The organism is Bacillus sp. FSL K6-0073 (genome assembly GCF_038006085.1).
Taxonomy (GTDB): domain Bacteria; phylum Bacillota; class Bacilli; order Bacillales; family Bacillaceae_G; genus Bacillus_A; species Bacillus_A cereus.
The window spans coordinates 997,952-1,022,355 of the sequence record NZ_JBBOUN010000001.1 but is presented as its reverse complement, the minus strand read 5'-3'; the positions used below and the strand labels follow the sequence as shown (position 1 = coordinate 1,022,355).

The following is a 24,404-nucleotide window of genomic DNA, read 5'->3' as shown; positions in this document are numbered from 1 at the left end:
AATTTTATTCAAAGGTGATTCCAATTATGTCCATATTAGATCTCCTGTAGAAAGCTTTTTAACAATTAAACCTCTTCTTCCCTTATTTATAATTTTTAAATTAAATTTCCCTCTATAGTATAATAAAGATGTTTCGTTTTCTAATGGGGTATGTCGTAAAATCAAAAGGGATTTTATCTCTTTTACCTTCTTTTCAGAGTAAATTTCACCACTAGGAAATTCTATTATTCCTAATGTAATCTTTAATTCGCTCTCATCGAAAGGCCACTCCTTGTTAAGTTCCCTTATCTTTTGTATAAAGCTTCTTTTGGTTTGTCCTATATATAGCAATGTTACACTCTTAGCACATACTCTAGAGATTGCAAATATCCCCTTCTTAGAAGCTTCTTCCCTATTATAAAAATCATTTATACTATACATTCCATACCATTTAATATGTACTGTTTCTATGAATCTCACCTCATTTTTAGACAATATTATAATTTCTGAATGTTCAAATTATAATGGGCGCATAGTCCTGATTACTTGAATTATAAATTGTGCTTTTCAATAATACATTTTATTATTACTAATTTCAATAATACAAAAAAAAATACAATATTATAGTTTAATTACAAAACTTTATAAAAAAACAAAGTGATGTCGTACCAAATATTATATTTTTTCAATATCAGACTACCATGAACAAAAGTTAGAGAGTTATGGAATAAAATATAATTTGTATGTACATTTCTTTCAAAAGAAGTTTTGTAGTTTGCAACTGAATTAAAAAAACATAGATTTTTATGACTCTTTCGGAGATATACCAAAGTGGGATCTTTTATATGCACGTTACTATTACCGAACTAAATTTCGGTATTTTTTTGCAGCTCCTTGATTTTTCAACAAATACGTATAAAAAATCAATAGTAGGAAAATAAACTGCTGGCTAAAAGTTTACTTTCGATAAAATAAAAAAGAATCTGCAAATCTGCAGATTCTCCTGATAATGATTATATAAGTATAGTATCATCCATTTATTTGACTATTATTCGGAAAGTATAAAACTGTTCACTAGATAGCAGAGTATTTTTACATTTTAGGGGGGATTTTGTTGAATTAGCTTGATAGCGATTGGTGGTACCCCTTATAGGATAATAGAAGTTTGCATTTTCAATTTTTTCACACTCTATTAACAAGGCAGTTATAGCATCCTGGTTTAGCGTTAAGAATGTGAATATATTCTACTTCTTTATTATCAAAAATTTCATCTATATTTTCTCTTAAATTGACACCTTCTGTAACCCTTGCTTCTACAATCATTGAGTCAGCATTGTAGCCGCGTACAGATAGATACCTATGATGTAACATATGCGGAATTTCATTTACATCTAGCTTAGCAGTAGTTGCTCCCTTTCGTATAAATATAGGACCACTTGCTTTATAAGGCGAATTAACACTATGATATTGGTAATTCAGTAAAATTACCTCTTCTCCTACCTCTGCATCCTTCAAACTTATCCTGCAAGGATATCCAGGATTTTTATTTGCTATTATTTTGACTGCCCCGATACTTTTTAATACTTCTTCGTTCATTAGAAATAGGTTATTAAACTCCTTCTCTTGTAACGCAACGATTTGAAAGTTATTTCTCATATTCTATCCCTCCTTAATTAGTTGTTATAAAGCATTTCACTAATGATGCTACCACTAAAGTTCATAAAACTTGTTCAATAATCCTGCCCGTTTGTTGAGGATTGAATTAAAAAGCTTACAATTCTATAACAGAGAAAAAATGGCTTATTATTGTTCAATACAAAGTTGCTTACTTTTAATCAATCAGTAATGATTTATCAAAAAATACGATGAGTACAAAGCACTCTTGTTAATTCATGCTATCTTTTGTTAAAGAACGTGAATTCAGTCAAGTTCTTGGTTTACGGTATTTCCACTATGGAAAGCACGGAATTGACTCGGTGAAAATCCTGTATTTCTTTTAAATGCATTATAAAAGCTAGATACACTTTGATAGCCTGTTTGATAACCAATCTCTGTACTATTAAAGACCGTTGTCAAGAGAAGTTCCTTTGCTTTCTTAACTCTGATCCTTTCTAAATATATTCGAGGAGTATACCCTGTTCTTTCTTTGAAAATCCGATTTAAATGAAAACGACTAACTCCTACCCTTGATGCAATTTCATTTAAAGACATGTTTTGAACATAATTATTTTTTATCAATTGCATAGTATCTTCCAAAACGCATTCGAACGGGTCGTATATTTTTATATTTAGATCTGATCGGCATCTTTTGCATGGACGATAGCCTGCCCTTTGAGCTTCGTGCGCATTTGAAAAAAAGGATACATTTTCATAATTAGGAACCTTAGACTTGCAAGAAGGCCGGCAGAAAATTCCAGTTGTCTTGACTGCGTAAAAGAATATCCCGTCATACGCTGAATCACATGATACTGTTGCTTTCCACATGGTATCTCTGGAAAGGTTATTTTGATCCTTCATTAGAATTTAACCCTCCCTTGTAGGCGAAAATCTTATTACTCAAAATCATATAAATCGCATATATAGCCACGACAATTAACGGAACAAATATATACAATTGAAAAAATGGAATCACCAGCAAACATAAAATGAAAGAGATTAACGATGCCCACCATGCCCGTGTGTTCTTCCTAAATAATTTAACGCCTGCTGCCATTGAAAGAACATAAACTAGAATCCCAAGAGAAGTCGGTATAAACAAAATATCATCAAACGTTAGTGACAAAGCTTTTGTCACTAACACACCTGCTACCGAAAAACAGATAACAAACAATACCATCTGTCTTGGAATTTGAGTAGTTGCATGCAGCCTTGAGAAAAATTTTGGGAAAGCACCATCTCTGCTTAATGAATATCCTAATTGCGTTAGGCTGGCTACAAAAGCATTCGCTGTCCCTGTACAAATAATTAAAGCTAAAACGGCTGTAACGACTTTGGCACCTCCGCCTACTGTATCTCCCATTATAACACCAATAGGAGACAGGTTGCTTTCTTGACTGCCATACGTGGCCGTTCCAATAGTGACAAGGCTTAGCGCTAAAAATAATAATCCATTGACAACTGCACTAATAACTGCTCCTTTGACAATATCTTTTTCTGGCCTTTTAAAGTGCTCAGCCAGATTACAAATCGCCTCCCAACCGAAAAATGACCAAAAGATAACCGTTATAGCGTTCCCGACAGAAAACCATCCATTTGGAACAAAGGGAGTAAAATTTCCCCATTGTATTCTTGGAAACGCCACAAATACAGCTGACGCTAAAAGAATCAGTAATAAGGAACTTAAAATCAATGCAACTTTACCACTAACATTTACGCCGTAATAATTGGAAACACCTGCAATTACCAAAATAAAGACGGCAATTAAAATTGTTTCAAAATGCGAAAATCCAAATGCCTGACTGACGTAAAAAGCACCAGTTAAAGATACAATCGTTTGACCAACTGCTGCTGTTACAAAGTAAAACCACCCAACGATATTGCCAAGATGATATCCAAAAGAATTTCTAACAAAGGTTGCTGCTCCACCGGAATCAGGATATATCCGTGCCAAACTAGCAAAGGAATAAGCAAGCGGAAAACTAATTATAATAACGATAAACCAGGATACAATAGATGCAGGGCCCGCTATTGAGGCCGTTACCCCCGATAAAAAAAGGACACCTGATCCTAGAATAGCTGAAATATATAACGCAATTCCTTGAAATAATCCAATGGCTTTATTGTTCATGATCTCCCCCCTTTATAGAATTTAGTGTACTAGTAAAGGGGGGGGGAATTCTTCTTGTTTTTTGCGGTTTAATTCGTTTAATAAAACAATCAAAAGTATTTTTATTATATTTCTTCTTCAACAATCTGGCCCGATTGTTGAAGAAAGTAGCCTGTTCCAATAAAGAACTTTATTGTTCAGTAAACAACTTGTCATGAAACCATAAAACGAACCGAAATTTTTCTTATGAGTAGAAAATTCGGCTCGCTTTATGTTGGAATTTGCTTAGCGTATATTTTCGTTAAAATGTGGGCGGGATCCCATGCCCATCAACTTAAAATTTTAAGGTATCCCCAAAACGAAAAAATGAGCTTTTTTATTACAAATTAGCACAAAATCTTGTTCTGGGGGTAGTTGTATTTTCTTAGCTTGATAGCGATGTGGCGGTACCCCATCGCTATCAAGCTAAACTTCTGAAATATCCCCAAAACGAAAATTTCATCCTTTCATAGTTGTCCATAGGATCTTAGGGTGATTTTCATTTTTGAGAAGAATACATTTCTCAAATTGATGGCAATTATGGAGGGGTAAAAATAATGTTACGATGTTTATAAAATATATGCGAAGAAATATGTTAATAGATTTTTTAATAATATTCATATAAAATACTATTTTGACTTAGATTAAACTTTGTTTCAAACAAACATTAAAATTTATTTTAAAGAAAGGGAAATATGGTAGAAAATGAAAGCAAACATTAAAATTATTGAAAAGCTTAAAGAAGAATCTTGTACCTTCTACATTCACAAAGTAACATCTTTTATTCTAGATATGGTATCAACACTAGAGAATAGTTCTGATAACTATTTAATAGTTAATTCTACTCACAAAGGTGAACAAGAAAAAATCTCTTGCTCAACTGTTATTTATTTGGAATATCTTGAAAGGAAAATTTTTGTTTATACAAAAGAAAATATATTTGAGATAAAAAGTCCTTTATATAAATTACAATCTGAACTTCCATATAACTTCATTAGAATTTCAAAAACTATAATTATCAATATTCATTTTTTTAAAAAATTCTCCGCTAAAGCAAACGGAAATTTGGAAGCATTGCTTTCAAACAGAGAAAAAGTAATTGTGTCAAGAAAATATGTTTCTTCATTAAAAAAACAGCTAAAAAAACATTCCCAATAACCACTTATGTATTGATTTTTACCACTTATGTTTAAAAGTATTTCTTTATATCTCCTTTGATGTAAATATTAATAAAAACAAAGGAGGATATACAATGTATACTATGATTAAAGAAGTATTTATAAGAACTCCATTATGGGTATGGATATTATTATTCATTTTAATAAAAAGGGGTATTGCTATTTCTCAAGAAAGACCAATTAATTTATCTAAAATGTTCCTTGTTCCCATGATTTTTATGATATGGGGGTTAGATAAAATTATCACTAAATTTTCTTACTTAGGATATTGTTTGATAAGTTATACAATTTTCATTCTTCCAGGCATTTTGATTGGATATTTGTTATATGCAAAATATCAAATTTTTTTCAAGCAAGAGACGGTTACTTTCAGGAAGAAATGTTACCTTCCATTAATAATTATATTGATTAATTTCTTTGTAAAATATGTCTTAAATGTAACTTTAGGAATTTATTCATCATTTTATGATAATATTTCGTTTAATATAATTTATTCTGCCATAAGTGGACTATCTGTAGGGTTATTTTTTGGAGGAATATTCTACACATTTTATATACAATCAAAATTAAATAAACTTATCTTAAAATCATAAAAAAAGAAGGGAAAGACTTTATTGAAACTAAAAAATCGACTGTATACAGGTTTAGGAACTGGTTCATTTATATACATGATAGTTTTGCTATCAAGAAACAATAATATATCTATTACACAAGCTGAGATAATAAGTGTTCTTATAATCTCAGCTTGTGCAGGCATTTTTACATTCATTTTTGATATTGAAAGAATCAGCTATTTGTTCGCCTTGGTAATCCATTTTTTCATGATGATTATAGTTGTCTTTCTTATATCTACATATAACCATTGGATAGAAATATTCCCAACTGCTGATTTTCTTGAAAGTATAGTTTTGATATATGCACTTTCTTGGTTAATATCATTTTTAAATACAAAAAAAGATGCTAAAGAATTAAATATGTTACTAAAAAATAAGAATAACATTTAAAGTGTCCTTCTATACGAGGCTGCTGCATCGATATTAAATCAGCAAAAAAATCCCCCCGAAATTTAAAAATACGCTATTCTTTCTATAGAATCATAGGAAAGGATGGCGTTTTTGTATGTCTATTTCTGTATCTGATGAATTACAACTATTTGCTCAGGAGATTCAAAGATTTTTATCTCCAAATATCTTACTAGATTTTGCTAGAGATGTCGGTTTCGTACAACGGACCAGTAAATACCAAGCAAAAGATTTAGTCGCTTTATGCGTATGGATGAGCCAAAATGTCGCTACAACTTCTTTAACTCAGTTATCTAGCTGTTTAGAAGCATCAACAGAAGTACTCATCAGTCCCGAGGGACTGAATCAACGATTTAATAAAGCGGCCGTTCAACTTTTACAACATGTATTAGCTGAACTACTAAACCATAAATTAACCTCATCTATGCCACTTTCTTCTCCATATACTTCTGTTTTCAAGCGTATTCGTATTTTAGATTCAACTGCATTTCAACTCCCGGATGTATTTTCATCGGTTTATCCAGGTGCAGGAGGATGCAGCCATACAGCGGGAGTAAAGATTCAGCTTGAGTATGATTTATTAAGTGGAAAGTTCCTACATATTCATACAGGTCCCGGTAAACAGCATGATCGAACCTATGGTTCTCTGTGTGTTCCAACTGTGGAACCAAATGATTTATGTATCCGTGATTTAGGGTATTTTCATTTAAAAGATCTTCAACATATACAAGATAAAAAGGCTTACTATATCTCTCGTATTAAATCTAATACACGTATTTATCAAAAAAATTGCAAACCTGATTATTTTCAGGATGGAAGAATAAAGAAAGGTACAGAGTATATACAGCTAGATATGGAGGTATTAATGAGCTCTCTCCAACCAGGACAAACATATGAAATATCCGATGCCTATGTAGGTATGAACGATAAAGTACCAACCCGTGTAATCGTTCATCGACTTACAGATGAACAACAACAAAAACGATTACGTGATCAAGCTATACGAGAAAAAAAGAAAGGAATGAAGTATTCTCCTCGTAGCAAACGACTTAGTGGTATCAATGTATATATGACAAACGCCTCTACAAATATTGTCCCGATGGGACAAGTACATGATTGGTATTCTTTACGTTGGCAAATCGAGATTTTATTTAAAACATGGAAGTCATTCTTTCATATTCACCATTGTAAAAAGATAAAACGTGAAAGATTAGAATGCCATTTGTATGGGCAACTGATCGCCATTCTACTCTGTTCGTCTACTATGTTTCAAATGCGTCAATTACTTCTTATGAAAAAGAAACGAGAGCTGAGTGAATATAAGGCCATATATATGATCAAAGATTATTTTCTTCTTATTTATCAAGCCATACAAAAAGACACCCAAGAATTATCAAAGATTCTCATTCGCCTGTTCAACCTCCTACAGCAAAATGGGCGAAAATCTCATCGATACGAGAAAAAAACAGTCTTTGATATATTAGGTATCGTTTATAATTGTACTATGTCTGATAATCAAGCGGCTTAAATTCAAAAAAGGAAACCCTTTAGGGTTTATTTTGTATGCAAATCTTTAAAATTCCTACGCATAGCCTTCAGCAAAAAGAAACAGCCTCTACTATAATTGATGTTGTATGAGCTTAGCTTGATAGCAATGGGGTACCGCCACATCGCTATCAAGCTAAGCTTATACAAAGTCAATTTTAGGCGAGATTGTTCCTTTTTCTAAAGGGCAAGTGTAGGTGATTGAAAGATTTGCATACGAAATAAACCCTAACGGGTTTCACTTTTTTGAATTAAGCGGCTTGATTGTCCGACATAGTACAATTATAAACGACACCTAATATATCAAAAACTGTTTTCTTCTCATACCTATGGAATTTTCGCCCGTTTTGCTGTAGGAGATTGAACAGGCGAAGTAATACCTTTGATAGCTCTTGGGTGTTTTTTTGTATAGTTTGGAATAGAAGAAGGAAATAGTCTTTAATCATATATATGGCCTTATATTCACTCAGTTCTCGTTTCTTTTTCATAAGAAGTAATTGCCGCATTTGAAACATGGTAGAAGAACAAAGTAGAATGGCAATCAGTTGCCCATACAAATGGCATTCCAATCGTTCTCGTTTTATCTTTTTACAATGATGAATATGAAAGAATGATTTCCATGTTTTAAATAAAATCTCGATTTGCCAACGTAAAGAATACCAATCATGTACTTGTCCCATTGGGACAATATCTATAGGGGTATTTGTCATATATACATTGATACCGCTAAGTCGTTTACTACGAGCAGAATACTTCATTCCTTTCTTTTTTTCTCTTACCGTTTGATCGTGTAATCGTTTTTGTTGTTGTTCTTTTGTTAGTCGATGAACAATCACACGAGTTGGTACTTTATCAGTCATTCCTACATAAGCGTTGGATATTTCATATGTTTGTCCTGGCTGAAGAGAGTTCATTAAAACCTCCATATCTATTTGGATATACTCTGTACCCTTCTTAATTCTGCCATCTTGAAAATAATCAGGGTTTGGATTTTTTTGATAAATACGTGTATTCGATTTAATACGTGAGATATAATAGGCCTTTTTATCTTGTATATGTTGAAGATCTTTCAAATGAAAATAACCTAAATCTCGGATACATAAATCATTCGCTGTTACAGTTGGGGCACACAGGGAACCGTAGGTTCGATCATGTTGTTTACCTGGACCTGTATGAATATGAAGGAATTGTCCACTTAATAAATCATACTCAAGCTGTATCTTTACTCCCGCTGTATGGCTGCATCCTCCCGCACCAGGATAAACCGATGAAAATATATCCGGGAGTTGAAATGCAGTTGAATCTAAAATACGAATACGCTTGAAAACAGAAGTGTATGGAGAAGAAATCGGCATAGATGCGGCCAATTTTTTGCTTAGTAGTTCGGCTAGTAGGTGTTGTAAAAGTTGGACGGCCGCCTTATTAAACCGTTGATTCAGTCCCTCAGGACTGATGAGTACTTCTGTTGATGCTTCTAAACAGCTAGATAACTGAGTTAAAGAAGTCATAGCTACATTTTGGCTCACCCATACACATAAAGCTACTAAATCTTTTGCTTGGTACTTACTGGTTCGTTGTACAAAGCCAACATCTCTAGCAATATCTCGTAAGGCATTTGGAGATAGGGCACTTTGAATCTCTTGAGCAAATAGTTGTAATTCGTTAGACACAGAAACAGACATAAAAAACGCCATCCTTTCCTATGATTCTACAGAAAGAATAGCGTATTTTTTCATTTTAGGGGGCATTTCTTTTTATTAGCTTGATAGCGATGGGGTACCGCCACATCGCTATCAAGCTAAGCTTATACAAAGTCAATTTTAGGCGAGATTGTTCCTTTTTCTAAAGGGCAAGTGTAGGTGATTGAAAGATTTGCATACGAAATAAACCCTAACGGGTTTCACTTTTTTGAATTAAGCGGCTTGATTGTCCGACATAGTACAATTATAAACGACACCTAATATATCAAAAACTGTTTTCTTCTCATACCTATGGAATTTTCGCCCGTTTTGCTGTAGGAGATTGAACAGGCGAAGTAATACCTTTGATAGCTCTTGGGTGTTTTTTTGTATAGTTTGGAATAGAAGAAGGAAATAGTCTTTAATCATATATATGGCCTTATATTCACTCAGTTCTCGTTTCTTTTTCATAAGAAGTAATTGCCGCATTTGAAACATGGTAGAAGAACAAAGTAGAATGGCAATCAGTTGCCCATACAAATGGCATTCCAATCGTTCTCGTTTTATCTTTTTACAATGATGAATATGAAAGAATGATTTCCATGTTTTAAATAAAATCTCGATTTGCCAACGTAAAGAATACCAATCATGTACTTGTCCCATTGGGACAATATCTATAGGGGTATTTGTCATATATACATTGATACCGCTAAGTCGTTTACTACGAGCAGAATACTTCATTCCTTTCTTTTTTTCTCTTACCGTTTGATCGTGTAATCGTTTTTGTTGTTGTTCTTTTGTTAGTCGATGAACAATCACACGAGTTGGTACTTTATCAGTCATTCCTACATAAGCGTTGGATATTTCATATGTTTGTCCTGGCTGAAGAGAGTTCATTAAAACCTCCATATCTATTTGGATATACTCTGTACCCTTCTTAATTCTGCCATCTTGAAAATAATCAGGGTTTGGATTTTTTTGATAAATACGTGTATTCGATTTAATACGTGAGATATAATAGGCCTTTTTATCTTGTATATGTTGAAGATCTTTCAAATGAAAATAACCTAAATCTCGGATACATAAATCATTCGCTGTTACAGTTGGGGCACACAGGGAACCGTAGGTTCGATCATGTTGTTTACCTGGACCTGTATGAATATGAAGGAATTGTCCACTTAATAAATCATACTCAAGCTGTATCTTTACTCCCGCTGTATGGCTGCATCCTCCCGCACCAGGATAAACCGATGAAAATATATCCGGGAGTTGAAATGCAGTTGAATCTAAAATACGAATACGCTTGAAAACAGAAGTGTATGGAGAAGAAATCGGCATAGATGCGGCCAATTTTTTGCTTAGTAGTTCGGCTAGTAGGTGTTGTAAAAGTTGGACGGCCGCCTTATTAAACCGTTGATTCAGTCCCTCAGGACTGATGAGTACTTCTGTTGATGCTTCTAAACAGCTAGATAACTGAGTTAAAGAAGTCATAGCTACATTTTGGCTCACCCATACACATAAAGCTACTAAATCTTTTGCTTGGTACTTACTGGTTCGTTGTACAAAGCCAACATCTCTAGCAATATCTCGTAAGGCATTTGGAGATAGGGCACTTTGAATCTCTTGAGCAAATAGTTGTAATTCGTTAGACACAGAAACAGACATAAAAAACGCCATCCTTTCCTATGATTCTACAGAAAGAATAGCGTATTTTTTCATTTTAGGGGGCATTTCTTTTTATTAGCTTGATAGCGATGGGGTACCGCCACATCGCTATCAAGCTAAGCTTATACAAAGTCAATTTTAGGCGAGATTGTTCCTTTTTCTAAAGGGCAAGTGTAGGTGATTGAAAGATTTGCATACGAAATAAACCCTAACGGGTTTCACTTTTTTGAATTAAGCGGCTTGATTGTCCGACATAGTACAATTATAAACGACACCTAATATATCAAAAACTGTTTTCTTCTCATACCTATGGAATTTTCGCCCGTTTTGCTGTAGGAGATTGAACAGGCGAAGTAATACCTTTGATAGCTCTTGGGTGTTTTTTTGTATAGTTTGGAATAGAAGAAGGAAATAGTCTTTAATCATATATATGGCCTTATATTCACTCAGTTCTCGTTTCTTTTTCATAAGAAGTAATTGCCGCATTTGAAACATGGTAGAAGAACAAAGTAGAATGGCAATCAGTTGCCCATACAAATGGCATTCCAATCGTTCTCGTTTTATCTTTTTACAATGATGAATATGAAAGAATGATTTCCATGTTTTAAATAAAATCTCGATTTGCCAACGTAAAGAATACCAATCATGTACTTGTCCCATTGGGACAATATCTATAGGGGTATTTGTCATATATACATTGATACCGCTAAGTCGTTTACTACGAGCAGAATACTTCATTCCTTTCTTTTTTTCTCTTACCGTTTGATCGTGTAATCGTTTTTGTTGTTGTTCTTTTGTTAGTCGATGAACAATCACACGAGTTGGTACTTTATCAGTCATTCCTACATAAGCGTTGGATATTTCATATGTTTGTCCTGGCTGAAGAGAGTTCATTAAAACCTCCATATCTATTTGGATATACTCTGTACCCTTCTTAATTCTGCCATCTTGAAAATAATCAGGGTTTGGATTTTTTTGATAAATACGTGTATTCGATTTAATACGTGAGATATAATAGGCCTTTTTATCTTGTATATGTTGAAGATCTTTCAAATGAAAATAACCTAAATCTCGGATACATAAATCATTCGCTGTTACAGTTGGGGCACACAGGGAACCGTAGGTTCGATCATGTTGTTTACCTGGACCTGTATGAATATGAAGGAATTGTCCACTTAATAAATCATACTCAAGCTGTATCTTTACTCCCGCTGTATGGCTGCATCCTCCCGCACCAGGATAAACCGATGAAAATATATCCGGGAGTTGAAATGCAGTTGAATCTAAAATACGAATACGCTTGAAAACAGAAGTGTATGGAGAAGAAATCGGCATAGATGCGGCCAATTTTTTGCTTAGTAGTTCGGCTAGTAGGTGTTGTAAAAGTTGGACGGCCGCCTTATTAAACCGTTGATTCAGTCCCTCAGGACTGATGAGTACTTCTGTTGATGCTTCTAAACAGCTAGATAACTGAGTTAAAGAAGTCATAGCTACATTTTGGCTCACCCATACACATAAAGCTACTAAATCTTTTGCTTGGTACTTACTGGTTCGTTGTACAAAGCCAACATCTCTAGCAATATCTCGTAAGGCATTTGGAGATAGGGCACTTTGAATCTCTTGAGCAAATAGTTGTAATTCGTTAGACACAGAAACAGACATAAAAAACGCCATCCTTTCCTATGATTCTACAGAAAGAATAGCGTATTTTTTCATTTTAGGGGGCATTTCTTTTTATTAGCTTGATAGCGATGGGGTACCGCCACATCGCTATCAAGCTAAGCTTATACAAAGTCAATTTTAGGCGAGATTGTTCCTTTTTCTAAAGGGCAAGTGTAGGTGATTGAAAGATTTGCATACGAAATAAACCCTAACGGGTTTCACTTTTTTGAATTAAGCGGCTTGATTGTCCGACATAGTACAATTATAAACGACACCTAATATATCAAAAACTGTTTTCTTCTCATACCTATGGAATTTTCGCCCGTTTTGCTGTAGGAGATTGAACAGGCGAAGTAATACCTTTGATAGCTCTTGGGTGTTTTTTTGTATAGTTTGGAATAGAAGAAGGAAATAGTCTTTAATCATATATATGGCCTTATATTCACTCAGTTCTCGTTTCTTTTTCATAAGAAGTAATTGCCGCATTTGAAACATGGTAGAAGAACAAAGTAGAATGGCAATCAGTTGCCCATACAAATGGCATTCCAATCGTTCTCGTTTTATCTTTTTACAATGATGAATATGAAAGAATGATTTCCATGTTTTAAATAAAATCTCGATTTGCCAACGTAAAGAATACCAATCATGTACTTGTCCCATTGGGACAATATCTATAGGGGTATTTGTCATATATACATTGATACCGCTAAGTCGTTTACTACGAGCAGAATACTTCATTCCTTTCTTTTTTTCTCTTACCGTTTGATCGTGTAATCGTTTTTGTTGTTGTTCTTTTGTTAGTCGATGAACAATCACACGAGTTGGTACTTTATCAGTCATTCCTACATAAGCGTTGGATATTTCATATGTTTGTCCTGGCTGAAGAGAGTTCATTAAAACCTCCATATCTATTTGGATATACTCTGTACCCTTCTTAATTCTGCCATCTTGAAAATAATCAGGGTTTGGATTTTTTTGATAAATACGTGTATTCGATTTAATACGTGAGATATAATAGGCCTTTTTATCTTGTATATGTTGAAGATCTTTCAAATGAAAATAACCTAAATCTCGGATACATAAATCATTCGCTGTTACAGTTGGGGCACACAGGGAACCGTAGGTTCGATCATGTTGTTTACCTGGACCTGTATGAATATGAAGGAATTGTCCACTTAATAAATCATACTCAAGCTGTATCTTTACTCCCGCTGTATGGCTGCATCCTCCCGCACCAGGATAAACCGATGAAAATATATCCGGGAGTTGAAATGCAGTTGAATCTAAAATACGAATACGCTTGAAAACAGAAGTGTATGGAGAAGAAATCGGCATAGATGCGGCCAATTTTTTGCTTAGTAGTTCGGCTAGTAGGTGTTGTAAAAGTTGGACGGCCGCCTTATTAAACCGTTGATTCAGTCCCTCAGGACTGATGAGTACTTCTGTTGATGCTTCTAAACAGCTAGATAACTGAGTTAAAGAAGTCATAGCTACATTTTGGCTCACCCATACACATAAAGCTACTAAATCTTTTGCTTGGTACTTACTGGTTCGTTGTACAAAGCCAACATCTCTAGCAATATCTCGTAAGGCATTTGGAGATAGGGCACTTTGAATCTCTTGAGCAAATAGTTGTAATTCGTTAGACACAGAAACAGACATAAAAAACGCCATCCTTTCCTATGATTCTACAGAAAGAATAGCGTATTTTTTCATTTTAGGGGGCATTTCTTTTTATTAGCTTGATAGCGATGTGGCGGTACCCCTCAATGAACAAAAAAATTAACATAGTAAAATAGTATTCGGATGGGAGTCCAATATATTATTAAAATTAGATGGTTCAAGTCGAAGGAAGGCACTTTAGGGGGGCTTTTCTTTATTTTCAAAAGGACCTACTCCATTCATTCTTAAAAACATAAAGTAAAGTGAACCCGTTAAAATACATGAATGAACCTTAGTTTTAATCCCCTTACCTAAAGGAGGAACTATTATGGACTATGGTGGTAGTTGCGGAGAAGGCTGTGGTTTTGCTGGAGGATTTGCTTTGCTTGTTGTACTCTTTATACTATTAATCATTATCGGATGCAGTTGCTTCTGCTAAAAAACTATTAGAAAGGACACTCTTATATGGGTGTCTTTTCTTTATGAAAAATATCTAACTATCAACCTTTTCCTTATGACTTCTAACATCAACAAAGGGTGATACAAACTATTACATATGTTTGTACCACCCTTTATTGATGCGGTTAAACTTCACAAGTGTTGAAGTTTTAGACTTCTCCCTTAGTGTACCCATATTATTAGAACATCCTGTAATCTGTAGACAAAATGTAGCTAATAAAAACAATATTAATAATTTCTTCAATAAATCCTCCTACATGCATAAAACACCATATGTTACAAAACAAACATAGCATCAACTCTTTATAAAAACAATATAATCCTCGTTCCTTAAGCTATCTCTTAACATAAGAGTACCGCTACATATTTATCAAGCTAAGATTTTAAAATATCCTCTACTTAAGGAATTTGTAAGTATCAAGTAAGAAAAACGAGAGCTTTGCTTCGTATAATCAAAATATAAAGTGAAGGAAAAAAGATTATTTTTGGGATTAATATGCATGTAACAAGAGAAGAAATCTACATTTTTTTAGAATAATAATATTAGTATGTCCAAGTTTTTGAGATTACTTGCAAGTATTTTAAAGTTTTTGTACCAGAATTCTAATTACCATACTTGTTTTTTGCCATCACATATTGGAGGTTAAAACATGAATGCAAAAAAGAAAATACAAAGATCAGTACTTACCTTTATCCTACTCTTTTCTTTAGGCATTTCATCTTTCTCGCTTACAACAACTATTCACGCAGATACAAGCGAGGAACAATCTGCTGAAAAGAAACTAGTCTCTTTAACGGAGCGTACATCATTATTTTTTGAATATCTCCAGCAAGGTAAGTATGCAGAGGCAATACAGTTGACGTCTGCTGCTTTTCAATCCAAGTTTACAGCAACCACATTACAAAACTGGTGGACACAAAGTGGCTGGAGCGGGATAAAAAGTATGGGAACCCCCGTGATAAAAGAACGAAACTTGGTCCATCAGACGGTGGAAATTCCAGCAGATACCGAAGGAACTACCATACCGCTACTCCTTAAATTCACACCTGGCGGGAAAGTAGATGAAATTGGAGAAAGGCCACCCGAGGAATCTTATACTATCCCGCATCCTAGCTATGATCAACCTGACTCCTATCAAGAACGTGAAATCGTCATTGGAAATTCTACCTATCCGTTACCAGCGACATTAACAGTTCCGAAACATAAGCGTGGTGAAAAACTGCCCGTAGTTGTTCTTGTTCATGGTGCTGGCATCCATGATCGCGATAGCACATATATGGGAACAAAAATCTTACGAGACATTGCAGTGGGCCTTTCATCCAACGGAATTGCAGTGTTGCGCTATGAAAAACGCACCTTAGAACATGCATTAAAGATGAGTACAGAACCTGTTACGTTAGACCGTGATACTACAGATGATGCTATATTTGCAGCAAAATCAGCAGCGCAGCAGGAAGGCATTGATCCAAATAATATTTTCATTCTTGGACATAGCCTAGGAGCTGGCACAATGCCACGTATACTAAGCAAAGCACCTTCCACACTTGTCCGAGGAAGCATCTTACTCGCACCACCTGCACGCCCTTTGACTGACATTGCTATTGATCATTCTCAATACCTTGGGGCGTCAAAGGAAGAAATCGATGAACTAAAAAGGCAGGTCGCTTTTATTCAGGATCCTACTTTCAATCCTGACCATCCTCCAGCTGGCTACAATTTTGGGTCACCTCATTTTATGTATGATGTTTCTAGGTGGCGTCCAGTTGAAGAGGCAAAATCACGAAAAGAGCCTTTACTCATTCTGCAAGGAGCACGTGATTATCAAGTAACAGTAAAAGATGAATATACAAAATGGCAGAAAGGACTTTCAAACCGCGGGAATGTTCAGTTCAAAAAATATCCGAAATTGAATCATTTCTTCACGGAGGGTGACGGGGAATTAAGCCTCCCTAGTGAATATGAAATCCCTGCTAACGTTCCCGAATACGTCATCCAGGACATTATTACATGGGTTAACGAGACAAAAAAATAAGCAAACATCAAAAGCCTTCATGCAATCATTATTGCGTGAAGGCTTTTTGAAACTAGTGATTCAGAGATAGCTATTATTTTATATAATATTTGCCCCAAAACGAAAAATTAGAGTCTTTTATAGCAATGAAGTTCATTTTAAGAGCAACCTGTTCTGTGAGCTTAACGGTGATGGGCGGTACCCCTAGAATAAAGAAACAAGAGTAGTTAAAGAGACTACTCTTGTTTCTTTTCCTTCTCTTCTTTTTCAATTTCAGATACAGATTTTGCTGGTTTTTTAATCATTTTATCTAATTCCCCAGAACAACCAAACTTATCCTCAAATTTATCTGTAGTACTTATACTTGCATCAAACCATAATTCCTTATCATTATTTATATATCCTTCTACAGAAGGAACTCCCATTGGACTTACATCATTTTTTGTAAATGTAATAGATTTTACATCTTTAATATTATAGTGAATATATTTTTCTACTCGTTCTTTTTGTTCATTCCAAAACTTTTCTTCTTGTTCTTTTTTATTTAAGTATTCCATAGTAAAATATCCTCCTGCTATGAGTATCACAGCAGATATAACCAAAATCATTGCTTTCTTCATTGGAAATCTCCTTATAAAAAGCCTACCAATGTATTCTTCTTAAAATGGGATAGAGAAGACAAGAATAGTACAAAGACTACTCTTGTTTTTTTTCTTTCTCTTCTTTTTCGATTTCAGATACAGATTTTGCAGGTTTTTTTATCATTTCATCTAATTCTCCAGAACGCGTAAATTTATTTTCAAAGTTTTTAGTTGTACTTATACTAGCTATAAAATCTAATTCTTTATTATTGTTTATATAACCTTTTATATGAGGAACTCCCATTGGACTTATCTTATTTTCTGTAAATGTAATCGATTTTACATCTTTAATATTATAGTGAATATACTTTTCTACTCGTGCCTCTTGTACTTTCCAAAACTTTTCTTCTTGTTCTTTTTTATTTAAGTATTCCATAGTAAAATATCCTCCTGCTATGAGCACCACAGCAGATACAACCAAAATCATTACTTTCTTCATTGAAAATCTCCTTATAAAAAACTTACCAATGCATTCTTCTTAAAAATGGGATACAGAAAATAAGAGTAGTGCAAAGACTACTCTTGTTTCTTTTCCTTCTCTTCTTTTTCAATTTCAGATACTGATTTTTCAGGTTTTTTTACAAGTTCCCCTAATTTTCCAGAACGTGAAAGTTTATCTTCAAAATTCTTCGTAGTACTAATACTAGCTGAGAAATTCAATTCTTTATCATTATTTATATATCCATCCACAGAAGGAACTCCCATCGGATTTACTTCATGTTTTGTGAAGGTAATCGATTGCACATCTTTAATATTATAACGAATGTATTTCTCAATTCTTGTCTCTTGTTGTTTCCAAAACAGTCCCTCTTGTTCTTTTTTTTGTAAGTATTCCATTCCTAAATAACCTCCTGTTATAATGAAAATTATGGATATTATAATAATTATTGCTTTTTTCATTCCTATTCCCCTTATCATTAAATATATTTAAAATATACCACGAAGTGAGTTGAGGCAGATGAATGAATTGAAAAAGAATACCATTGCGACAGATGAAGATTATTTTGAGCTTTCAAGTATGGTTTATAAAAAAGATTATTTGGAAGAAGGGAAAGAGATAAAAGGAATTTACGGTAAATTATGGAAGGTAATAGACACCTTCGATGCAGATCACACAAAGGTGAAAAATGGATTACAAGCAATCGCTGTAGTACCCGCAGATAAGTATAAATCTGGTAAAAAACAGTATGACGATGTAATCATTGCATACCGCGGTACTGAATTTGGTAGATTCGATGGAGATAAAACCACAGATATAGTTCAAATTACACTTGGACAGAAAAAGAACCTTGGTGTAGCAGGTGAAAAGGTACCGACATCATTTGATAGTGCAGTAGAATTTGCAGAAAAAATTAAGAAAAAATATAACCCTACATCTATTCACACTACCGGACATAGTAAAGGTGCTGCAGAAGCCCAATATGTAGCAGCAGAAATGAATTGTTATGCAACAACATATGCTGCACCAAATATTTATAGATTACTAAGTGATAAAGCAAAAAACGAGTAGATGAAGGCGTAATGGAAAATAAAGTAGTAGATTATACTCATAGAAAAGATGCTGTAGGAAATTTCAATCAATTTGGAGCACCTATGATTGGTAAACAATTTACAACGAAAAGTAATGGAACAGATAGTATTCTCGCGGCTGTATTTATGGGACAACATCCAATGTCAACATTTCTAGAAATGTTCCACAATAATGGTAGTGTTCGACTAGAATTAGAACCAGATGATATCATTCGTCATGCAAAAGAGATACAAAAAATAAGCGATATATTATCTGATATTATTAGAAATATAGAAAGATTTCAACAACAAGAAGAGGAAGTTGCGAAATTAAAGAGTCAATTGAAGCATGAGACAGGACCTGGAGGAAAATATCATCTGTTAGAAGAACATGAAGTAGATGAAGCAATTAGAGAGGTTGCAAAAATATCCCAAAACGGAAAAGACTATTTTCATGATATACAACTAGCAGAAGAACTAATTCATCTTTTACGGAAAAAACAAAAAGAATTGATTCATTTTGGAGATGATATTGCTTATGCAGCTAATTCATTACGAGATAAAGATAATCAATTAGGAACAAATTTTGAAGGACTGGCGGCGAGATAATATGATGGATTTTATAGGGGAAATTCAAAAAATAGAGAAAGAAATAGAGAAAGCTACAGTTGGTGCAGTTGGAACTATTATAGATGAGTTGCAAGCTGTTAAAAAGCAATTAGAAAAAGAACTGCAACAATCACTTTTAAAAACTGATGTAGCATTCAAAACAAATAGCATAGTAGCAAGCCAAAAACATGCCATTCAAAAAAACAAAGAAGCATTTCATGATGTATGCAAAAGTTTATCTGAACAAGGAATTGAATTAAACAAAAGTTTTGAAAGCAAAACAGGTAGTGCAATAAAAGAAACATTACATAAACATCTCGATCAAATTCGAAATGAAATGATTTCTAAACAATATGATTTAATTAATAGTTGTGGAAAAAAATAAAAAATTTCTATTATTATTTTAATCTATATGTATTAGAAAAAGTCCCCTTATGTAGGACTTTTTCTAATACACGAATAGATGCTATATTATCAAGCATTGCTCCTGCTTCAATTCTATGTAGCTTTAATTCCCTAAAAGCAAAATATACAACAAGTTGAAGAGCCTCTGTTGTATAGCCCTTTGCATTATGCTCCTTATCTAAAGTAAATCCTGTATAACAGCTTTGGAGGTCTCCCCTAACAATTTGAGTTAATGAAATGTCTCCGATCAGTTTATCATTTTCTCTTAAAATGATTCCAAAAGGATTACTTGCCCTTCAGCTTTCTTTTTTCATACTTGTTCAAGACGTATTTTTTGATGTTATTTTGTATAAAAAACTTTTGCTATCAACCTGTTCGAAAAATTGATAAAGAATAAGAGATTGAAGGATGAAAACAGAAGACTACAAGGAAAACTGTATGAACAAATATAATGAAACAAGGCTCTTACTTTGTAGTGGTATCCACGAAGTAAAAGCCTTGTTTTTTCTACTCATTTTTTATATCAGTCTTGATTTTCCAATGGAAAGGCACAGAAAATCTACTACAGAAGTTGTGATACCTCTAGGATTAACAAATTCTTTAAATTTCTGTGTACTACGTACAAGCCCTCTACTTTTGGCATGTGCCTCTAATTCAGCTCGAACTTGTATTGTATCCGGAGCCATTCTTTCTAAAGCATGTTCAGAATATTTACGAACATTGATTTCAAGTTTTTAAAACTCATTTATTGTAACTGTAAAATGTGGCTTGAATTTTACTTCGATTTTTTTGTTTTCTACGCCACCTTGGACATATAATGAGTCATTACGGGTATAGATTCGTTTCGCCGAATGCATCTTCGTTTCAAAGATGCATTTATTTTTATAATACAAATTTAATTCAACAGTTTCCTCGTAATAACACATAATCATTACTAATTCAAAACCTAATTTATCTATTTTATTATACCTATATGCACCTGCACCTGGAATAAAATAATCTTCTGGTTCACTCTCGAATATTTCTAATAATTCATATTCATCATATTGTATATTCAATTTAACAACTCCTTACGTGAATGGGCTCAATCCACTTTATTTATAATATTCACGATTTATTAGGTACAACGGAAACAACATCGCCATTATCATTCAATACGACTCTAACATCTTTCCCATCGTATTGCCATAGACCAGGTTTATTTCCAGGTTTTTTAGTAGCATGCTTAATTGTTTCTTCTACTACACTTGGTGTTACACCACGTGGATCAACTTTTTTTAATTCCTCCATGTATTCTTTTGATCCGAATGTGTAACCATTCCTTTCAGCTCTTTCGCGTGCACGCTTTGTAAGTTCTGCTCGAACCTGAATTGTATCAGGTGCCATTCTTTCAAGCGCATGTTCAGTATACTTACGCCCATCAATGACGCCGCCACCTCTTGGCATACTCCATCCAATCTCTTCAGTTACCTTTGATACTTTCCCTAAATCCTTCGCTTTTTGCTCTAACTCTCCATATTTACCAAATACTCGACCTATAACTTTAGGAGTGCCACCTACAACTGTAGAAACAGTTCCCCATACATAATCATTCGGCTCATATTTTCTGTCTGTGAAAAATTCTCTTCCATTATAAATTTGTAAACCTTGTTTAATTTGTCCAACAACTGGAATAAAATCAAGCGCCATAGATCCTAATTCATTCGTTCGCTTTTGTTCTTCCAGATATTCTTTCATTTTTTCAGGTGGTACACCAAAATCCTTAAGACGGGTTGTTAAACCATCCATATTACCAACATTTTTAACAACATTAGACGTATCTATTTTGTAGCCTGAAATTTTATTAGCAGAATCCATCATATTATTAGCAGCATCTAATCCAGACATAATATCTGTATGTAGTGTTGGAAATGCTTGTTGAGCTTCTGCAACATGCGTTGAGACACTATTAATTAGTCCATCAGCCATTACTGCTTGTTTATGAAGTGATGCCCCAGCTTTTTGCACTGAATCTCCAAACTTATGGAAACTTTGATTTACTACGCGTAAATCACTGGCCATTTGTTTATATTCAGGTAGTCTATTTTTGAATCCTTCCTGCATGGCAGTAAGTTGCTGTCCATAGTCGCGAACACCGTCTGCAAATTTTTCTATTTCACCTTTTGGTAATGTGCCAACCCATTTTTCTGCTGGTTCGATAAACACCTTATTAATTGAGAGCGAGTAAGCTGTTGTCATGTCCATAAACATTATCATGGCATCTGTTCCTGCATCAGCAGTATCCACAAACCATTCCAACATTTGCTTTTTATAGGCTGTCATACTATTTTTATAATCCGTTAAACCATTCACATAGTTTTGAAGGTTAGCTTTATCCTGCTGTACCAAATATTTACCTTGTTGAATTTGTTGAATAATATTACCTGAATCCTGATTCGCTTTATCGATAACCATAATACTATCTTTTAGTAGCATTAATTTATGGATTTTCCCAAAATCCTGATTCATCATCTCTAAAGTTGCGATAGTAGAATTGTATTTTTCTCTTACAGCTGGATCAGCTTCTTTTTCATAAATTTTATCTACAGTGTTCTTCAATTCAGATTTTTTTAGTGTGGTTAGTAATTGAGAGACACTTTGTGCAAGTTCACTAGATTCAACTAAAGCCGCATCATCATTTTTAGTTTCTTTTGCTTTTTTATAGCGTTCTGAATATTTTTTTACTAACTCAGTACTCTTTTTTAAATCATCAATATCTTGACGAATTGTATCTATTTTATTAGATAGAGATTGATCAAACACGACTGCAAATAATTTTTGCACAACGTATGTTTGACCATTGTAGTTCACCTTAAACCATAGAGGACCGTCTTCCCCTACTACTTCAAGAATTTCATCCTTTCTAACTTTTATCGGGTCAAATCCCCTTACAACTGTTCTGGATTTGTAGATATTTTGGTCGAGGGATTGGATTGTTATCCACCCTTTTACCATTTTACCTGTTCTATCGAATTGGAACTGTTTTCCTTTGTAGATTACATCGCCTTTTTGAATCACACCGTTATCGTCTGCATAATACCAATGGGTAGTTTGAGAGAACCATCCTTTTTGTGCAGCTCCACTTACTGTATCAAAATAGTAGTCCTTTCCGTCTACGGTATTCCATCCTGAAGCTAGATTACCATTTTTATCGAAGAGATAGGTATCATCCCCTGAACGTAATAATCCAGTATGTTTCACGCCTGGTTTGTCATAATAGTATTTCTTTTCTCCATCTACAACCCAGCCAACCGATTCATTTTTTTTTATACCTGATGTTGCCATGATTGTTCTATATAAGAACACAGAAAATTGCTCTCTTGTGACAAGTCCATTTGGATTAAAATTGCCATCACCAGTACCATTTGTGATTTTATTTCCAGCTAATATTTTGACATATTCGTTAGCCCAATGACCTTTCATATCCGTAAAGTCAAAATTCCCTTGCGGTTTTAAATCGAATGTTCTGACAAGCACTGCAGCCATTTCAGCACGCGTCATATTATTTTTCGGATTGAATTGTTTCTCTACATTTACGCTAAATATGCCCCGTGCAGTAAGTGCTAAAATTTCCTTTTTAAAATTGCTGTCACCAATATCAACAAATGGATTATTTGTACTATCTTGCGGTTTTAAATATCGATACAAGAAAGCAGCAAGATGTTCGCGAATAATAGGATCCGTGGCACCGAAATACCCATTTCCGTATCCTGTTATAATCTTATTCTCAGCCATATACATCATTTCTTTATATGCCCAGTGGGTTTTAGGAACGTCAATGAATGATAATGAATTTCCTTGACTATTTTGTTCTGCATACGCTGTTCCTGCTGTACTGAATAATAAAATACATATCACAGAACTTAAAAATAATTTCTTAATTGTATTCATAATAGATCTCCTATTCAATTTTTAAAAATATAATTGCAAAATCAGCACTTATTTTATTCTTCATTTACGGCGTTTTATATAATTATCAAATTTCTATTCATACTAATATTTCGCATAAGGACAACCTAAGTCATTCTGTCTAAACAATAATTAGTTCATAAGATGTTTCATTTTTTAAATGTAGTAGCCCGTTTATGGAACCTTCTTAATAAACAGTAAAACCAAGTTTTTTAATTTGAAAATCCCTTAGTCTAAAATTCGCATTATGTTGACGAGATCCATAATAATACTAATCTCCTTTCTCTTTGACGCGGCCTATTTGATTTAAAACTTCGACTTCCTCTGTAAACATTGGTGCATAGGTAGAAAGTAATTAAAATAATGATAATATAAGTCCTATGGTTTTCTTCATACTCGCATCTCCTTATCAATTCGTAAAAAACTTTTTAATTATATATTAGGTTTAATTACTATTAAAATAAAAAAATATAAATATGCATAATTGCATATTTACCTTCTCAATAGAGTGTACTCTATTGAGAAGCTTACAAGTTATTGATTTTAAAGGATTTCGAGTTTCTCAAATACACTTATCAAAATCGAAGCGTGGTATTTAATTTCAGAGTGGCCCTTGAAACCCAT

22 protein-coding genes and 2 pseudogenes are annotated in these 24,404 nt (G+C 33.8%); 9 read left to right on the top strand and 15 right to left on the bottom strand.

The window, feature by feature from the left end:
- Window positions 1-24: 24 nt before the first annotated feature.
- The 4 genes from MHB52_RS05295 to MHB52_RS05280 form a co-directional block, all read right to left on the bottom strand.
- On the bottom strand, window positions 25-459 hold the full coding sequence (locus tag MHB52_RS05295) for a hypothetical protein (protein WP_002100802.1): 435 nt from the start codon (window positions 457-459) through the stop codon (window positions 25-27).
- Window positions 460-1,161: 702 nt separating this feature from the next.
- Window positions 1,162-1,635 (bottom strand): DUF1203 domain-containing protein, encoded by a 474-nt coding sequence (locus MHB52_RS05290; protein ID WP_001245414.1) that lies wholly within the window; start codon window positions 1,633-1,635, stop codon window positions 1,162-1,164.
- A 264-nt stretch (window positions 1,636-1,899) separates the two neighbouring features.
- The gene (locus MHB52_RS05285; RefSeq protein WP_016117335.1) at window positions 1,900-2,496 is read right to left on the bottom strand and encodes a bifunctional transcriptional activator/DNA repair enzyme AdaA; all 597 of its coding nucleotides are present in this window, start codon (window positions 2,494-2,496) and stop codon (window positions 1,900-1,902) included.
- Entirely contained in the window at window positions 2,480-3,766 is a 1,287-nt protein-coding gene (locus tag MHB52_RS05280) for an APC family permease (RefSeq protein ID WP_061664683.1), read from the bottom strand. Before MHB52_RS05280 ends, MHB52_RS05285 begins: the two co-directional genes overlap by 17 nt.
- 723 nt (window positions 3,767-4,489) lie before the next feature.
- Here MHB52_RS05280 and MHB52_RS05275 point away from each other — a divergent pair.
- From MHB52_RS05275 to MHB52_RS05260, 4 genes are all read left to right on the top strand, one after another.
- Window positions 4,490-4,942, top strand: coding sequence for a LytTR family DNA-binding domain-containing protein (locus MHB52_RS05275; RefSeq protein ID WP_061663531.1), 453 nt, complete (start codon window positions 4,490-4,492; stop codon window positions 4,940-4,942).
- 94 nt (window positions 4,943-5,036) lie between these two features.
- Complete coding sequence (locus tag MHB52_RS05270; protein WP_061663530.1) at window positions 5,037-5,555, top strand: hypothetical protein; 519 nt, start codon at window positions 5,037-5,039, stop codon at window positions 5,553-5,555.
- Between the two features lie 21 nt (window positions 5,556-5,576).
- A complete protein-coding gene (locus MHB52_RS05265; protein WP_061663529.1) occupies window positions 5,577-5,966 on the top strand; it encodes a DUF3021 domain-containing protein in 390 nt (129 codons plus the stop codon).
- Between the two features lie 115 nt (window positions 5,967-6,081).
- Window positions 6,082-7,512: an IS4 family transposase gene (locus tag MHB52_RS05260; RefSeq protein ID WP_061663528.1), complete on the top strand. Its 1,431-nt coding sequence runs from the start codon at window positions 6,082-6,084 to the stop codon at window positions 7,510-7,512.
- Between the two features lie 268 nt (window positions 7,513-7,780).
- On the opposite strand, the gene MHB52_RS05255 is transcribed toward MHB52_RS05260, so the two are convergent.
- The 4 genes from MHB52_RS05255 to MHB52_RS05240 form a co-directional block, all read right to left on the bottom strand.
- Window positions 7,781-9,211, bottom strand: a complete 1,431-nt coding sequence (locus MHB52_RS05255; RefSeq protein ID WP_061663672.1) for an IS4 family transposase — start codon at window positions 9,209-9,211, stop codon at window positions 7,781-7,783.
- A gap of 231 nt (window positions 9,212-9,442) precedes the next feature.
- Window positions 9,443-10,873 carry an IS4 family transposase gene (locus tag MHB52_RS05250; protein WP_061663672.1) on the bottom strand — a complete coding sequence of 477 codons (1,431 nt, stop codon included), beginning with the start codon at window positions 10,871-10,873 and terminating at the stop codon, window positions 9,443-9,445.
- A gap of 231 nt (window positions 10,874-11,104) precedes the next feature.
- Window positions 11,105-12,535 carry an IS4 family transposase gene (locus tag MHB52_RS05245; RefSeq protein WP_061663672.1) on the bottom strand — a complete coding sequence of 477 codons (1,431 nt, stop codon included), beginning with the start codon at window positions 12,533-12,535 and terminating at the stop codon, window positions 11,105-11,107.
- A 231-nt stretch (window positions 12,536-12,766) separates the two neighbouring features.
- Window positions 12,767-14,197 carry an IS4 family transposase gene (locus tag MHB52_RS05240; RefSeq protein WP_061663672.1) on the bottom strand — a complete coding sequence of 477 codons (1,431 nt, stop codon included), beginning with the start codon at window positions 14,195-14,197 and terminating at the stop codon, window positions 12,767-12,769.
- Window positions 14,198-14,525: 328 nt separating this feature from the next.
- On the opposite strand from MHB52_RS05240, the gene MHB52_RS05235 reads away from it, so the two are divergent.
- Window positions 14,526-14,636 carry a YjcZ family sporulation protein gene (locus MHB52_RS05235; RefSeq protein WP_000384438.1) on the top strand — a complete coding sequence of 37 codons (111 nt, stop codon included), beginning with the start codon at window positions 14,526-14,528 and terminating at the stop codon, window positions 14,634-14,636.
- A 111-nt stretch (window positions 14,637-14,747) separates the two neighbouring features.
- Here MHB52_RS05235 and MHB52_RS05230 read toward each other — a convergent pair whose 3' ends face one another.
- The gene (locus tag MHB52_RS05230) at window positions 14,748-14,900 is read right to left on the bottom strand and encodes a hypothetical protein (RefSeq protein ID WP_000734751.1); all 153 of its coding nucleotides are present in this window, start codon (window positions 14,898-14,900) and stop codon (window positions 14,748-14,750) included.
- A 406-nt stretch (window positions 14,901-15,306) separates the two neighbouring features.
- Between MHB52_RS05230 and MHB52_RS05225 the strand changes: the two genes are divergently transcribed.
- Entirely contained in the window at window positions 15,307-16,689 is a 1,383-nt protein-coding gene (locus MHB52_RS05225; RefSeq protein ID WP_016117334.1) for an alpha/beta hydrolase, read from the top strand.
- A 215-nt stretch (window positions 16,690-16,904) separates the two neighbouring features.
- Here MHB52_RS05225 and MHB52_RS05220 read toward each other — a convergent pair whose 3' ends face one another.
- The 3 genes from MHB52_RS05220 to MHB52_RS05210 form a co-directional block, all read right to left on the bottom strand.
- Window positions 16,905-17,288 (bottom strand): DUF1433 domain-containing protein, encoded by a 384-nt coding sequence (locus tag MHB52_RS05220; protein WP_016117333.1) that lies wholly within the window; start codon window positions 17,286-17,288, stop codon window positions 16,905-16,907.
- Window positions 17,289-17,364: 76 nt separating this feature from the next.
- Complete coding sequence (locus MHB52_RS05215) at window positions 17,365-17,748, bottom strand: DUF1433 domain-containing protein (RefSeq protein WP_000757433.1); 384 nt, start codon at window positions 17,746-17,748, stop codon at window positions 17,365-17,367.
- Between the two features lie 77 nt (window positions 17,749-17,825).
- Window positions 17,826-18,209 carry a DUF1433 domain-containing protein gene (locus tag MHB52_RS05210; protein ID WP_000709122.1) on the bottom strand — a complete coding sequence of 128 codons (384 nt, stop codon included), beginning with the start codon at window positions 18,207-18,209 and terminating at the stop codon, window positions 17,826-17,828.
- Window positions 18,210-18,267: 58 nt separating this feature from the next.
- Here MHB52_RS05210 and MHB52_RS05205 point away from each other — a divergent pair.
- Together MHB52_RS05205 and MHB52_RS05200 are read left to right on the top strand one after the other, a co-directional pair.
- A pseudogene (locus MHB52_RS05205) lies at window positions 18,268-19,427 on the top strand (hypothetical protein).
- A gap of 1 nt (window position 19,428) precedes the next feature.
- Window positions 19,429-19,812: a hypothetical protein gene (locus MHB52_RS05200; RefSeq protein WP_000968627.1), complete on the top strand. Its 384-nt coding sequence runs from the start codon at window positions 19,429-19,431 to the stop codon at window positions 19,810-19,812.
- Between the two features lie 13 nt (window positions 19,813-19,825).
- Here the strand turns inward: MHB52_RS05200 and MHB52_RS05195 are convergent.
- A pseudogene (locus MHB52_RS05195) lies at window positions 19,826-20,202 on the bottom strand (GNAT family N-acetyltransferase); the annotation flags it as partial.
- 38 nt (window positions 20,203-20,240) lie between these two features.
- On the opposite strand from MHB52_RS05195, the gene MHB52_RS05190 reads away from it, so the two are divergent.
- Window positions 20,241-20,570 carry a hypothetical protein gene (locus MHB52_RS05190; RefSeq protein WP_000845490.1) on the top strand — a complete coding sequence of 110 codons (330 nt, stop codon included), beginning with the start codon at window positions 20,241-20,243 and terminating at the stop codon, window positions 20,568-20,570.
- On the opposite strand, the gene MHB52_RS05185 is transcribed toward MHB52_RS05190, so the two are convergent.
- Together MHB52_RS05185 and MHB52_RS05180 are read right to left on the bottom strand one after the other, a co-directional pair.
- Complete coding sequence (locus MHB52_RS05185; RefSeq protein WP_016117328.1) at window positions 20,567-20,890, bottom strand: hypothetical protein; 324 nt, start codon at window positions 20,888-20,890, stop codon at window positions 20,567-20,569. The genes MHB52_RS05190 and MHB52_RS05185 overlap by 4 nt on opposite strands.
- Before the next feature lie 49 nt (window positions 20,891-20,939).
- Complete coding sequence (locus tag MHB52_RS05180) at window positions 20,940-23,762, bottom strand: S-layer homology domain-containing protein (protein ID WP_080451561.1); 2,823 nt, start codon at window positions 23,760-23,762, stop codon at window positions 20,940-20,942.
- Between the last annotated feature and the right edge of the window lie 642 nt (window positions 23,763-24,404).